We start from the raw sequence: 12,583 nt of genomic DNA, 5'->3' as shown, positions 1-12,583 counted from the left end.
CTGGTGCGGCAGAGGCAGTTTCGGGACGGAGAAGGGTGGCTCGTGGCTGGATCGGATACGCCGGAGTTGTTGAACCTGGGCGAAGTGTGCGAGATCTTCGGGCTTGAGGACCGCTGGGTGCGTCGGCAGGTGAAGCGGCATGGTTTCCCGCCGCCGAGGCGAATCGACTCCGAGGATTGCTGGGAAGCCACGGAGGCATGGGTGTGGCTGGCTGGCGTTCACCCGGACCTGGCCGAGGTGGCGCCGTTGCGGTACTGGTCAGGGCAGGTCGAGTACCACGGTGTGCGGGAGATTGCCGGCGCGGCGGTGCAGGACTGGAGTGTGGAGGGTGTGCGGCTGCGGCTGGTGTGGAAGCTGCCGCCGCTGCGGCATGTGCTCTTCGACGAGGCCGCGGCACTTTGGCCGATGGTGCGCAGAGTGGTGAAGATCGACGGTCAGGTGAGTCGGTCGGGGCCGGTGTTGTTTGTGCATGATGAGCACGGTGATCGGGTGGGTGAGTGGCGGTGGTCGGATCTGGCGAGGGTACTCGGCGGCGCGGCGCCGTACTGGCCCCCGGTTTTGCGTGTGCCGGAGGTGATGCGCCGGTGGCGGCCCGGCACCACCGACGTGGTCGCCGCTGTTCCGGAGATCGATGCGGGCCCGATCCTGCGGCTGGCCGCGGCACTGGATCCGAGCTTCCCGGCCCATCAGGTATTGGTGGAGCTGGTGCAGCGGGTACAGGCCAGAGCGACTCGCGATGCTCACAGTGACATCAGGTCCGTTGTCGAGGACGAGCGCGCCCAGTGGCTGCAGCTCGCAGCCGAGCCGATGCCGACTCCGGAGCCGGCCTCGCTGTCGGATGCTGTGTGCCGCGCGGGCTGGCTGGAGGTCCTCTCGCGAGCCGATTCGTTGGCTAAGACTGCGGTGCGGGAAGTTGTTGCGTGGAACGGTGGTGACTCGCTGCCCTACGGCTGCCGTGAGAACATCGCTCCCCATGATGTGGTGGCTGCGGAGTGGGCAATCCGGCTTGAGCCGGTGTCGCGGCTGACCGCCGCGTTCGAGTTGGTCCTCGACGACGAGCAGGACAAGGTCGCAGCGTTTCTCACCGATCCGGTCACTGACGCGCCCGTGGTGCGCCTACGCTCCGGGGAGCTGCGGACGGTGTCGCCATGGCGGTTGCCGACGACGGCCCGGTTGGCCGAAGTGATCCTGGGGCAACAGATTTGGATCCGGGACGCAGCTGGCTCGCTGTTCTTGGCGCCGCAGATCAGTGGCTACGGATTGTCCTACGGCTACGACGGGGCACACACGTTGCCGGTGTTGATCGACCGCCTGCTCGACGACATCAACGCCCCGGCCGCCGACGCCTACTACGGTGCCTCCACAGGGCTTGAGGCGCTGATCGCCAAGAAGTGGCCTGCCGGCACGGTCCTGACCCGATCGGAACTCGAACGCGCCCGCGGCCGCACCGGGCTGGTCTAAGCCAGGTCTAAGCCCATCGCATGCGCGGCATGCGCGTACGGGTGACGGGCCGCGATTTTGCGTGCGCGAGCAGGAATGCCGAGCGGTCACCTGGCAACGCGGTTCGATAGACAGTCACAGTGAATCGCCTTGTGCAGCAGCGTGTGTGGAGTGGGCGTTGTCCGGCGACTGTATCTGAGGCTGCGGCTGGGTGGTGCTGGAACTGCTGGTCGCCGCGGCGTTGCGCCATGGTGCTTTGGGGTCGGCGAGGGTGTCCAGCAGGAGCTGGCACCAGGTGGTCGCGGCGTTGACGGCCAGTCGTGCGTGCCGGACGCCAAGTCCTACAGGGGATTTGGCGTGGCCGTGGCCGGTGCCGTAGCCGAGGTTGCGCAGTTCGGCGAGGCCGATCGCGATGGTCGAGACGCTGCCGAGGATCTTGCGCAGGCCGCCGGCGCCGTCTGGACCGATGCCGTTGACAGTCGAGGGGTGCAGGTGCAGGGCTTGCTGGGCCGATTTCACCAGATCGGGGAGGTCGGGATTCTTGCCGAGTGGAACGCCGAGCTCGGTGAGGACGTATTTGGCGGTGGCTTCGATCAGCTGTTTGGAGGCGCCGATCGCGCCAGCGGGGTCGGTGAGGAGAGTCTGGTGGGCGCGGTCGATCTCGTCGCGGATTCCGGAGGCGTCGTTGAGGGAGGCCAGGCTGTGTTCGAGGCCTTTGGGGTGTTTCCAGGTGATGTTGTGGTTGGCGTCGAGTGCGAGGCCGTCGCGGTCGAGTCGTTCCCACACGCCATCGAAGTCGCTGTCGTTGTGGTATGCGTTGCGGGCCAGCCATTTCAGTTCCCACTCGAAGGCGCGCAGGGCGCGTTGGACGTGGTTGATGTCGGTCCAGTCGACTGCGGCGGCGTAGGTCTGGAAGGTCACGCGCCGGACACTGCTGTCGTCGTAGTCGAGCTGATCGACGGCGACGAATCCTTCGTCTTCCCAAAAACTGGCGACGGTGTTCTGCGGGATATTTGTCGCCAGGGCGCGGAATGCGTTGCGTGTGCCCACGCTGATCAGATCGACTCGATTCACGGGCCACACACTATTGCCGACCACCGACGCGCAGCCCTCCACGCGCAAATGCTGTGGCGCCCAACGGTCTCTCGGCTCGGACGCGGGAACTGGCGAACCGGATCGACGCCGGCCCTGGTTTCCGTGTGTGCAGTCGCTACAGCAGGATCAGGACCAAGCACATGCCGACCGTGGCGACTCCCATGTATGTGGCCAGCATGGTGTTGAGGGCGGCATTTGACCTGCCGGTCTTGAGCAGATGGTCGCTGGCGGCCATCAGCACGCTGGTGATGATTCCGGTCAGCAGCGCGGTCACGGCCCATACAGGTGTCGCTCCGACGTGTTGGCCGGCTTCGTCGCCTGCCAACGCTGGTCCGGCGAAGCAGACCAGCACGCCGAGCCCTGTCGGCATCAGCACGGTGGCTGCCGTGCGCCACCGCGACGGTGCCGCTGCGGCGGTGGAAGGGAGGGCGCTCTGCTCTGCTACCGCGGTGCCGACCGGCCGCTCGGGTTTCACCGAGGTGATGCCCAGGGTCTTCTTGTCGGCATCGCGGATGCGTTGTTCGTCTGCACGAATGCGCCGTGGCTGAATGAATTTCGGATGGATCACCCACCCGACGGCCAGGGCGAGTTCCACGCCGATGACGATCCCGAACAAGACGGCTATGCCGGTTCCGCCGTCTTCGGCCGGCGGCCGCCAGATCCGGTCGATGAGATAGGCCGCACAGACGAACGCGACGGGCCAGGCGACCAGGGCCAGGCTCCACAGCAGCCGGACCAGGCGAGCAGGTAGCAGCGCTTGTCGAGGAACCAGCCCCAGTTCGGCCCGGCGGAGGTTGTCTTGGCGCAGCGTGCGGACTTCGACTACTGCGGCAGCGACCGGAAACCCCGCCAGCCCAGCGAGGGTGAGCACCGACCACGCCAGCGCTGCCCAGCTCGACGGCAGCGACCCCCTGATCAGCCCGGATAATCCCAGTGTCGCCATCGACCCCAGTACCCATATCCAGAAGGAGTCGGTCAGCTGGTCGGCCAAGTTCCCTTCACGCCGCCAGGTTCGCCAGGCCCACGCCGCGGCAGGGATTCCGAAGACGAGAACGATTGCCACCAACAGCGCTACCGGCACGACGGCCCCTTCCTGAGCGCCGAAGCGCTTGCGACACAAGTCGCTCGGACAGAGGGCGTCATCGTAGTCCGGACTAGTAGCGCGGCTTCTCCCTGTTTAGTGACCGCTTCCAGCATGAGGTTCTGCTCCTCCCCGTTCGATCGTGTGCGTCTTCACGATCGTCCTGCTAGCCATCATGCAGGACGAATCCAGACGTCCCGGCGAACCACACACACGCGGTGGGAGATGAAAGTTTCGCAGCGGCCGGTGGGCGAGCTTGCCGACGATCTTGAGGTCGGTGAATCACCAACCGCATGTGCAGTGACCGCGAGGAATCTGCGACGATTGCGGCCCGCGACCAGCAAGTTCGCCACCGCATACGGATCACCGCGACTGGCCGAGTAGAGAGAAGCGACCCGGGACGCTCTGATCTCGGCAGCGCCCTCCAGCCCAGCTACGCGAGGCCTCGACGCGCTGCTTTGCAGCTGAGGACCTGGCGCCGATCTGGCTTACTCGGTGAAGTACGACTCCCAGTGGCGGTAGGCTCCGAGACCGCGAATCAGTGGCGCGACAAGGGTTTTGACAGTGTCGCGGGGGTCGTGGACGAGGTCGAGCAGCGCGGTTTCGGCGGTGTGCTCGTAGCTGTCGGCGAAGTACGGCTCGCTGTGCGGCGCGAGGGGGTCGGCATTGAGCGTGTAGGAGGTGGCGTCGCGGGTGCCGGTCAGCACCAACCCGAATCGCCAGGTACCGGCGAATTCGTAGGCGTGGGCAACCAGGGCGGCCAGGCGCACGAGCAGGTCGGCACGTTCGACGATCAGTGTCTCGAAGATCGCGTTGCTGGTGAAGGTGTTGCCTTGCGATCCGGCGGGGGTCACCCCACGTTCGGAGGCGAAGAACAGCGAGCCGTTTTCCCGGAACCGCAGTTCGGCTGAGCGGCCCTCACCGTTCCAGCGTTTGCCGTCGTGCATTCCGGTGGTGATCGCGACGGCATGAGGCCGCCGCGCGAACGCGGGCCCGCGCAGCAGGCTGGGGTCGGTCACGCCGCTGTTGGATTCCGCGGCGCGGACAAGCTCGAGGATCGTGGTCGACCAATTCGGGGACTCGGCGAGGGGCACCAGCATCTGGTCGTGTGCGCCGAGGGGCTCGGCAGCGATCGCGAGGATCGAGTTGATTCCCTTGCGCGGGCCGAGATCGGTGACGGCCTGGTGGATTTCGGCCACGATGTCGGTGCGAGCGTTGATCTGGCGTTCGTGCAGGCGCAGGACTTCGGCGTGGTCGAGCACGCGGTTCTGTTTGTCGCCGCGCCCGTAGTAGCGACCGCCTGCCATATGCGGTGCCCGCGGTGACTGCGGCACGTGCACAACCAGATACCCCTTGCCGGCACCTTCGCTGGCCGGGATAGGGGTGGAACGGATTCGCACGCCTTCCCGCACTGCTGTCGCGGCGATGCTCTCGATGCGCTCGGCCAGACCGTCGAGATCGACGGGCCACAGGCTGGGCGGGGTGGTGTCCTCGTCGATGCCGATGATGATGATGCCGCCGTCAAGGGCGAATGCCGCGATATCGCAGGCGATCTTCTTGTTCGCCGACTGCCCGGGCTCGAGTTCTCGCTTGAGGTCGAGGACATGTGTTTCCTCGAGGATCCCGTCGGCCGCGGCCTGGCGCAGTGCGTCTTCGGTGCGGGGATCCCACAGCGGGCCAATAGGGTTCACGGCATGCAGCGTATCGACAATGCTGCTGTTCTACGGCAGCTCTATCGAAGGTCACACCGCCTGTCGCGGCCCCCTGGCCGATGTGTTGTACCAGTTTGTCGGTGGCCTTCGCGCGGGAATGGGCTTCGCTGGCGCACGCACCATTGCCGACCTGCAACAAGCCCAGCTCATGCGTATCACCGCTGCTGGTATGCGCGAAAGCCACCCCCATGACGTCGCGATCACCGCAGACGCCCCCAACTATTCGTCGCGGCCGTAGCTCTTTTCGAATCGTGTAGTCGAGACGAACTCGACACAAGCGCCTGCTTCGAGGTCGGTCTTGTAGCGCGTGCTGGCTTTCCGCGCTGCGGCCGCGCAGGTGACCGTGGCCTTCGAGGACATGTGTTTCCTCGAGGACCCCCGCCTACCTCGGCCCCGACCTGCGCTTGTCTGTCCGTGCTCGGATTCCATCATCGGTCTGGTGTGAGGATGGTTTGACATCGGTTTGCCTGTGCGGGAACGCGGTTCGGCGCCGGTGGAAGGGAGTTCGGGGGCTGGGGATGCTATTGGGTGTGTGTGTTGGTGACGGTCGATCCCGACCACCTGCTGAGGCGCATCCTCACCGACCTGGACCTCGAGCATGTCGTGGCCGAGGCCATCAAAGGGTTGCGGCGCAACGGAATCCGCGTCGCGGTCCTGTCGAATTCCTGGGGTGCCGGACCGTATGACCCGTACCAGCCCTACGACCTCGCCACCCGTTTCGACGTGGTCGTGCTCTCCCACGAGGTCGGACTCCGAAAGCCTGAGCCAGCCATCTTCGAACTGACTGCCGACCGGCTGGGTGTCGACCCCAGCCGGTGCGTCTTCGTCGACGATGTCGCGCACTACCTGGAACCGGCGCGGCAATTGGGAATGGGCACCGTCCATGCGGTCGATCCCGAAACCACCGTGAAGGAGCTCACGCGCCTGTTCAACGCCCAACCAGACTGCTGATCACTGCGGCGGACCGATATCGGCACACCGGTCAGCACCGGAAACCATTCCGCAGGAAGGGATTCAACCGTGATCGAAACCAAGCCATCGACCACGATGCGGGAGTTGGGGATCGTGCAGGCCAGGCACCGCGATCCTGGACAAACCCGCCAGGGCATTCGCCCTGCCCGGCGAGGGTGAGGACGCCCGCATCACCGCCGAATCCGACGACACCGACGAGCAGTACGAAGGCTGCCTGAGCTTCTTCGACGTGCGCGGCCTCGTGCCCCGGCCCCTGCACATCACCGTCGAAACCACCACTCTCACAGGCGAACTCGTCACCTCGCGAGATCAAGGAATGGTGACCATATGACCAAACCCTCGTCGTCTGCGTCGACGCCGCGTAGCTGGCCTGTCCGGCCCGGCTACCGCGATAACCTCTTCCGCGGTGCGGCGGAGTTCTACAGCCAGTATCGCCCGGCCTACCCTGCGTCGCTGTTCGAGGACCTCCTCGACCGAGCGGGTGAGGGGGGCCATCTGGTCGACCTCGCCTGCGGCACGGGTGAAATCGCGATTCCCCTGCACACCCGATTCGCCCACGTCCAAGCGGTTGACCTCGAACCGGACATGATCGAGGTCGGGCGCACCAAGGCCGCCCAGGCCGGCGCCACCAACATCACCTGGAGTGTTGGCAAGGCAGAGGACCTGGCGGTCACCGAACCAGCGCAACTGGTCACGATCGGCAACGCCTTCCATCGCCTGGACCGACCCCTGATTGCCCAACGTGCCCACCAGTGGCTGGCCCCCGACGGCTGTCTGGCCATCCTGGGCAGCAGCACGCCGTGAAGCGGGACCGAACCGTGGCAAGCAGTCGCCGTCGATGTAGTGGCTCGATGGTCCGGCGACAAGAGCCGCCCTGCCAGCGCGGCGTCTGCGACGACTGGAAGCGGTGGCCAGGCCCGCCGCACGCATGAGGACGTCCTTCGTGACGCCGGATTCGTCGACGTGGTCGAATACCAGTTCCCGACACCCCATACCTGGACGGTGGACGAGTTCATCGGGTTCTTGTGGTCGACCTCGTACACAGCCCCGATCCGCGAGAACCCCTCGCTTGCTGAGGGATTCGAACAGGACCTGCGAGCGCAGCTGCGCGAATGCGAGCTGTCGGGACAGTTGCGGGAGTCGATCGCGCACTACTACATCCTCGGCCGCAAACCCGACCCCGCGCGCATATCTCGGTGAGTACTCGACCCACAGACGGAAAAGTTGAACGTCACCCGGTGATCGCCGTCGTGAGCGGTCCTCCTTCTGGGAAATTCGGCGTACCTCGGTCCGTCGTTCATCGAGACCTTGCTGATTGCGATCGTGGATGGACGGACTAGCGTTCACGTGCTTCGCGACCGCGTTCGACTCCTCGGGCGCGTTCTGCCCGCCCGGCAGCGGTGGTGCCGGTACCCGGCGTTGGCGGCTCACGGTTCAACTCTTGGGCGGGTGGCGGCATCCCCACTTCGACGACGCGCACTATTTCGCGCGGCAGCTTCGCCAGGAATTGCGCTCGCGCTTCCTGGATGCGGGCCAACTCTCGCTGGCGGGCTTTCTCAGCTGCCTGCCGTTCGATGGCTCGCTGTGCGGCTTCCCGTACGCGCGCATTGAGGTCACGCTGGCGTTGCTGCTGTTGCCGTACCAACTCCGGCACGTTATGCAACTCTCGTTGCACTCCACGCGCCTGCTGCTCGAGCATCCGCCCAAGCTTGCGAGCTTTCTCCGCTTCGGCGCGGGACACCTCCACCACCTGAAACCGGTCCGGGAAGTCGCGTTGCAGCGCCTCGAGCCCTTTGCGGACCATGGGATCGGCGGCCCCTGCCCGTGTCACCCATCTTCCTGTGGCGTTCGGGTCGCGGGTCAGTAGTTCCCGGTCCAGCCTGATCTGATTGAGGGTGTGGGGGTCGTCGCGTATCCGGGTGCTGCTCTTGTACTCGGTGAAGTCCCGGCCGCCCTTCTCGTTGACGCGGGCGGTGTCGTGAACTCTGGTGTTCCCCTTGCCTTTGCCGAGTTCTATCTTTTGTTCGTTGCGCCAACCGTTTTCGCGGGTTTCGCCGCGTTGCTGCGCCATGCCCCGATGGAAGTGGCGGCCCCGCTCCTGCGCTTTGCGGGATCGTTCGCTGCGGCGGCGTCTCTCGTCCTCTGCGGACATATTCTGTTGTCCGCCCGCCGCTTCACACGGTGTCCGCTACTCCGGCTGCGCTTTCGAGTCGGTGTAATCGTCTGTGCGGTCGGTGATTTCGTCAGTGAATCCGTCGCCGTGTTCGATCATCGACAGCAGCATGTCCACGGGGTTGTCCACATCAGAGGTGTAGCTGTAGCAGACCGACGGCCCGATGCCGTCGTAAACGGGGGTGCCGTTGCCGGGCACGTTCAACCGCAACCCGTCGGCGTTGCGGATCAGGTATTCGGTCAGGTAGCAGATGAATTGGTCGGCGACCTTGGTATTGTCCGCCAATGCTTTTCGGGTCGGGAACAGGGCGAATGCGCCGTATTCGACCCATTCGAGCATGGCGGGGGTGTAGCGTCCGGCCTCCGGGCGTGGCGGCGTGCTCTCGCCGATCGTGAAGTCCTCGGCTGTGGGGACGGCGGGGAGGGTTTCATCGAAGAGTGTGTCGATCTGGGTGTAGCAGCGGCGCAAGTCAGCCCACGCGTCCCACTCAGGGGTGTCTTGTGCTGCTTCGTCGTATACGGATGCGAGATCGGCCATGCACACTCATCCCCTCGATACGTTGCTCCTGGTTGGTGTTGATGATATCGGTCCGGTCGGTCCATCGACCGCCGAAACGGCCCTCGACCCACTGAGAACACGCCTACCACTTCGCTCACCCCAACCTGTCACTGTGATCGAACGACTCGGGCCCCGCCGAAAAGCTTGCGGTCGGATGGATCGTGAGCGAAGTCGATCCGACGCCAGATGCCGACCGGTGGTGCTGTCCCAGTCGCCACGGGCGGCCCGCGCGGCTATGGGCGCGGGTCGGCGGTCTCCTCGTCGAGCCAGAGTTTGCACGCCAGCGCAGCGGCGCGCACCGAGTCAATGGTCAGCTCGCGGCCTGCCCCGGGGATCGCGTTGCGCAGTCGGGTGTCACGCTCGTGGTAGCGGGCGCGGGCGAAGTGGCTGCTTGCCGACGGCCCGTCGGCGCTGACCAGCATCTCGGTCACCGTGCCAAGGTGATCTATGCCGTCGGTGCGTCGGAAGTAGTGGTCGCCGTTGGACGCCGCGCGGTGCTGGGAACGCAGGAACCGGGTGCCGTCGTCCAGGATGATGGCTTTGGGGGTGATCTCGCGGATCGCGTTGCGGACCGCCGGGCGGTCCTCGCGGTCGGCGAGGATCACCACGGCCGCGCCGGGTGCGGCCCAGTCGGGAAGCGGGAGCGGGGACTTAGGCATGAGGCGGGTGTCCTTCTTGGAAATCGGTTGGGGAGAGTGCGGATCTAGGTGCGTTCGAGACGCTTTCGCTGCTCCGCCGTGCGGAAATGCCTTCTGACGGAAAGCGTGCGACGGCGCCGGCGTTGGCAGGCGTGTCGGTCCTGCCCTCCGGCATGTCCCGATCGATCGGGGGGACGTGTCGAAAACCCTGGTAGGCAGTGGGATTGTGGACGGCTACTGTTCGACTTCGTGGTCGGCGCGTTGAACTGACGCGACGGCTGGGGATGCCTTCTAGTCAGAGGCGCGGCCGAAGAACAGCCAGCCCGTGTGCTCGGTGCCGCCGGTGGTGATGACGTCGATTTCGCCGGTGCGGGGCGGTAGCACAGTGTTGAGGATCGGGTGTCGCCGTTCCTGGTATCGGGAGCCGCGCACCGCGATGACCTTCTCGCCGGGGTACTGGGTGTTGATCGCTGTCTGGGCGATCGCGTCGTGCCAGTCACCGGTGTATTTGCCTGTGGCGCGCCAGGTTTCGTGATCGAAAGTGATCGTGCGGGGATGTTCGCCTCCGCAGAGGGCGATTGCTCCAGCGGGTTCGTCGATGGCGCGGACCCGTGGGTCGTCATCGGCCAGGAGCTTCTCGGCCTGCGTGATCGCGTCGGTTTGAGACATTGGCTGGCTGGAGATCAGCACTACGCGGGTGGCTTCGGCGATGGTGCCGGTGGGGTAGTGGGTGCCGTATTCGCCTTGGGCATCCTCGACAGCCCCGGCAAACGCTTCCTCGAGGTCGGTGATGTTGGCAATGGCGTAGAACTCTCGGTGTGACATGAGCGTCTCCTCTTCGGATTGGTTGCGTCGCCGACGGTCTCGGCGTCTGGGTCGAATTCAGGGCCTTCGGGCACCGGGGTGGAGGAATGCCGGTGTCGCCGGGGTGTTGGATCCCGGCGAGCCTGCGCCCACACGAGGGACCGGACGCAGGGTTCGCATCGAGGCGGTGAGCGCTGCGGGGGAGGAGGCCGCTGGTTACGGGGACAGGGTGTGGGCGTCGACTGCGGCCAGGTAGAGCGAGAGCTGTCCGGCGACGCGGGTCAGGGCCCGGGCGAGCCTGCCGCCCCAGTCGGTGTCGGCGTCGAGGTCGTAGTGGTGGTCGCCGGTGCCGTCGCTACTGGTGGTCTGGATGTGGATGCGGGTCACGCTGAGGGGTGCCAGCAGCTCGGGGTAGAGGGTTGTGTTGGTCTCCTTGATGAGGGGAGCCCAGGCGGTGACCGTCCATCGGCGCAGGGACAGGTTGCTGTTGTTGTTGCCGGAGCGGACGGTGATGACGAACATCGACTGGTTGTCTACCTCGGTGATTTTGTAGTCCTCGAGGATCTTTTCGGTGATGGTTCTGCTCTCGAGGGAGCTGAGGACGGCTTGCCAGCGCCGCCAGGTGCCGCCGTGGGTGTCGGTCCAGCGGGCTTCCTCGCGATCGCGCAGGACTTTCTTCAGCGCGGTGCGCCAGTCGTTGAGCAGTCCGGTAGGTAGGGCGGCGAAGTGCAGTTGGTGCAGCAGCTTGTTCATGGCCTTGCGAGGTGTGCGCGTGAAGGTGCCGGTTTCGATTTGCTTGCCGCGCCTGGCGAGGCTGTAGTTGCGCTTGGCTCCCTTGCCTTCGGGGGTGAGGGTGGCGGTGTAGTCGCCGATTGTGATGGTTTCGGTGGCAGTTTCGCAGGTCTGCCAGCTGCCTTCGAGTGCAGTGGGAAGAACCAGGTTGATGTCGTTAGTGGGCGCTGTAGCGGGCACAGGTCGCCTCCTATACGATTGCGTGCTGAGGATTGTTGATTTATTCCTGGGTTTCAGTCGAGACTTCCGTAACGATTGGCCAGCAGAGTTTGTGGCCTGATCCTTTGGGAAAGGTTTTCGTGTCTGTTTTGGCCTTTCCGTCGAGGGTGTAGGTGTACTCGACGGTTACTGTCTCGCTGTCGCGGGAAATGGCTGTCACGAGATGTTCGTTCCAATCGACGTCCATGAGAATGTTGTCTCCGACAACGAGATCATCAGGAGTCTTGAATCTCACTATGTGCATACTCGTGCCTCCTAGGATGCGGGAATTATTCGGATGCCTGACCATGCCGGAAGTGTTAGTTCATGGCTTTCAGCAGCTTCGCGAGCTCGCCTGGTGTGCCGTAGATGCGACCGGCGGCGGTTTCGAGGAACAGCGTGGATGTCGCGTTGGGGTTCGCAGGGTTGGTTGCCGCGACATCACTGGACGAGTTGACCTTGGCGGGCCTGACCGGACTCCAGGTGCCGCACACTGTCCGGACTCCGCGTCGATCAGCGCCGGTGATCTGGGGGCAGCGATAGTAGGTGAACGGTTGGTCGTTCTCGTCCCGGCGTGTCTTCGACACGATCTCTTCCATTTGGCCGTGGTCGCAGTGGACTGCCCCGTTGCTCAGGCGGCGGACTTCAGCCTTCTTGGTGGACTGGGAAACCACGACGATCTCACCCTTGTCATGGATTGTCTGTCCGGGGGTTTCAGGTGTTTCGCCGGAACGATGGACGCTGAGGCGGATCGCAGGGAGCAACTGTGCGGTCACCCAGTCTCGAAATGGACCGGCATTCGGGTTATCGCTACGCCTGGTCAGTACGTCCAATCCGGCTTCGGTGACGAGGTTCATTCGTCCTGAATTGGGCATCCATGTATTGATCTGATCGACGGATGAAACGTCGGCCGAGGTTAGTGCCAATTTCTGAGACTCGTTCAACTTTGCCAGGGCTGACTGAGTGTTCTTGTATCCCAAGGGGCGGCATACGTCGGGTGCGGAGAACAGAATGTCGTCTCCGAGTTTGATGTAGCGGACGGAATCCGAGGTGAGGGGGAACTCGGAACGGGAGACCTCAATGTCGTTCATTTTGTTCCTTTCGAACCTAAAGCTTTCAA

Annotated in this window: 15 protein-coding genes and 1 pseudogene; 6 read left to right on the top strand and 10 right to left on the bottom strand. The window is 64.7% G+C overall.

The genetic code is table 11. The features are described from left to right. The first annotated feature begins 42 nt into the window (after positions 1–42). A complete protein-coding gene (locus tag NP3_RS23290) occupies positions 43–1,461 on the top strand; it encodes a helix-turn-helix transcriptional regulator (protein ID WP_063043722.1) in 1,419 nt (472 codons plus the stop codon). Between the two features lie 114 nt (positions 1,462–1,575). On the opposite strand, the gene NP3_RS23285 is transcribed toward NP3_RS23290, so the two are convergent. The 3 genes from NP3_RS23285 to NP3_RS23275 form a co-directional block, all read right to left on the bottom strand. Next, positions 1,576–2,514, bottom strand: coding sequence for an abortive infection family protein (locus NP3_RS23285; RefSeq protein WP_218024920.1), 939 nt, complete (start codon positions 2,512–2,514; stop codon positions 1,576–1,578). Positions 2,515–2,650: 136 nt separating this feature from the next. Continuing rightward, positions 2,651–3,616, bottom strand: a complete 966-nt coding sequence (locus NP3_RS23280; RefSeq protein ID WP_063043721.1) for a hypothetical protein — start codon at positions 3,614–3,616, stop codon at positions 2,651–2,653. A gap of 488 nt (positions 3,617–4,104) precedes the next feature. Beyond that, positions 4,105–5,307 (bottom strand): AlbA family DNA-binding domain-containing protein, encoded by a 1,203-nt coding sequence (locus NP3_RS23275; protein WP_245721079.1) that lies wholly within the window; start codon positions 5,305–5,307, stop codon positions 4,105–4,107. A gap of 43 nt (positions 5,308–5,350) precedes the next feature. On the opposite strand from NP3_RS23275, the pseudogene NP3_RS23270 reads away from it, so the two are divergent. The 5 genes and pseudogenes from NP3_RS23270 to NP3_RS23255 form a co-directional block, all read left to right on the top strand. Continuing rightward, a pseudogene (locus tag NP3_RS23270) lies at positions 5,351–5,566 on the top strand (IMP dehydrogenase); the annotation flags it as partial. 302 nt (positions 5,567–5,868) lie between these two features. Then, the gene (locus tag NP3_RS23265; protein WP_169814553.1) at positions 5,869–6,279 is read left to right on the top strand and encodes an HAD-IA family hydrolase; all 411 of its coding nucleotides are present in this window, start codon (positions 5,869–5,871) and stop codon (positions 6,277–6,279) included. 133 nt (positions 6,280–6,412) lie between these two features. Next, on the top strand, positions 6,413–6,631 hold the full coding sequence (locus NP3_RS51560; RefSeq protein ID WP_084508843.1) for a peptide deformylase: 219 nt from the start codon (positions 6,413–6,415) through the stop codon (positions 6,629–6,631). Beyond that, positions 6,628–7,104, top strand: coding sequence for a class I SAM-dependent methyltransferase (locus NP3_RS23260; RefSeq protein ID WP_063043718.1), 477 nt, complete (start codon positions 6,628–6,630; stop codon positions 7,102–7,104). Before NP3_RS51560 ends, NP3_RS23260 begins: the two co-directional genes overlap by 4 nt. Before the next feature lie 39 nt (positions 7,105–7,143). Further along, a complete protein-coding gene (locus tag NP3_RS23255; RefSeq protein ID WP_157124479.1) occupies positions 7,144–7,500 on the top strand; it encodes a hypothetical protein in 357 nt (118 codons plus the stop codon). Between the two features lie 136 nt (positions 7,501–7,636). On the opposite strand, the gene NP3_RS23250 is transcribed toward NP3_RS23255, so the two are convergent. The 7 genes from NP3_RS23250 to NP3_RS23220 all read right to left on the bottom strand — a co-directional run. Then, positions 7,637–8,371, bottom strand: coding sequence for a ferredoxin reductase domain-containing protein (locus tag NP3_RS23250; RefSeq protein ID WP_063043716.1), 735 nt, complete (start codon positions 8,369–8,371; stop codon positions 7,637–7,639). A gap of 117 nt (positions 8,372–8,488) precedes the next feature. Beyond that, entirely contained in the window at positions 8,489–9,010 is a 522-nt protein-coding gene (locus tag NP3_RS23245; RefSeq protein WP_063043715.1) for a hypothetical protein, read from the bottom strand. 254 nt (positions 9,011–9,264) lie between these two features. Then, positions 9,265–9,690 (bottom strand): hypothetical protein, encoded by a 426-nt coding sequence (locus NP3_RS23240; RefSeq protein WP_063043714.1) that lies wholly within the window; start codon positions 9,688–9,690, stop codon positions 9,265–9,267. Positions 9,691–9,960: 270 nt separating this feature from the next. Next, positions 9,961–10,494 (bottom strand): hypothetical protein, encoded by a 534-nt coding sequence (locus tag NP3_RS23235; protein ID WP_063043713.1) that lies wholly within the window; start codon positions 10,492–10,494, stop codon positions 9,961–9,963. A 195-nt stretch (positions 10,495–10,689) separates the two neighbouring features. Then, positions 10,690–11,445 carry a hypothetical protein gene (locus tag NP3_RS23230; RefSeq protein WP_063043712.1) on the bottom strand — a complete coding sequence of 252 codons (756 nt, stop codon included), beginning with the start codon at positions 11,443–11,445 and terminating at the stop codon, positions 10,690–10,692. A gap of 40 nt (positions 11,446–11,485) precedes the next feature. After that, positions 11,486–11,719, bottom strand: coding sequence for a hypothetical protein (locus tag NP3_RS23225; RefSeq protein WP_157124478.1), 234 nt, complete (start codon positions 11,717–11,719; stop codon positions 11,486–11,488). Between the two features lie 64 nt (positions 11,720–11,783). After that, a partial coding sequence (locus NP3_RS23220; RefSeq protein ID WP_218024919.1) for a BRO-N domain-containing protein occupies positions 11,784–12,583 on the bottom strand: 800 nt, incomplete at its 5' end.

It is taken from the genome of Nocardia pseudovaccinii NBRC 100343 (assembly GCF_001613225.1).
Lineage (GTDB): Bacteria > Actinomycetota > Actinomycetes > Mycobacteriales > Mycobacteriaceae > Nocardia > Nocardia pseudovaccinii.
The sequence above is the reverse complement of the archived record's forward strand: the minus strand, read 5'-3'. Positions and strand labels throughout refer to the sequence as shown.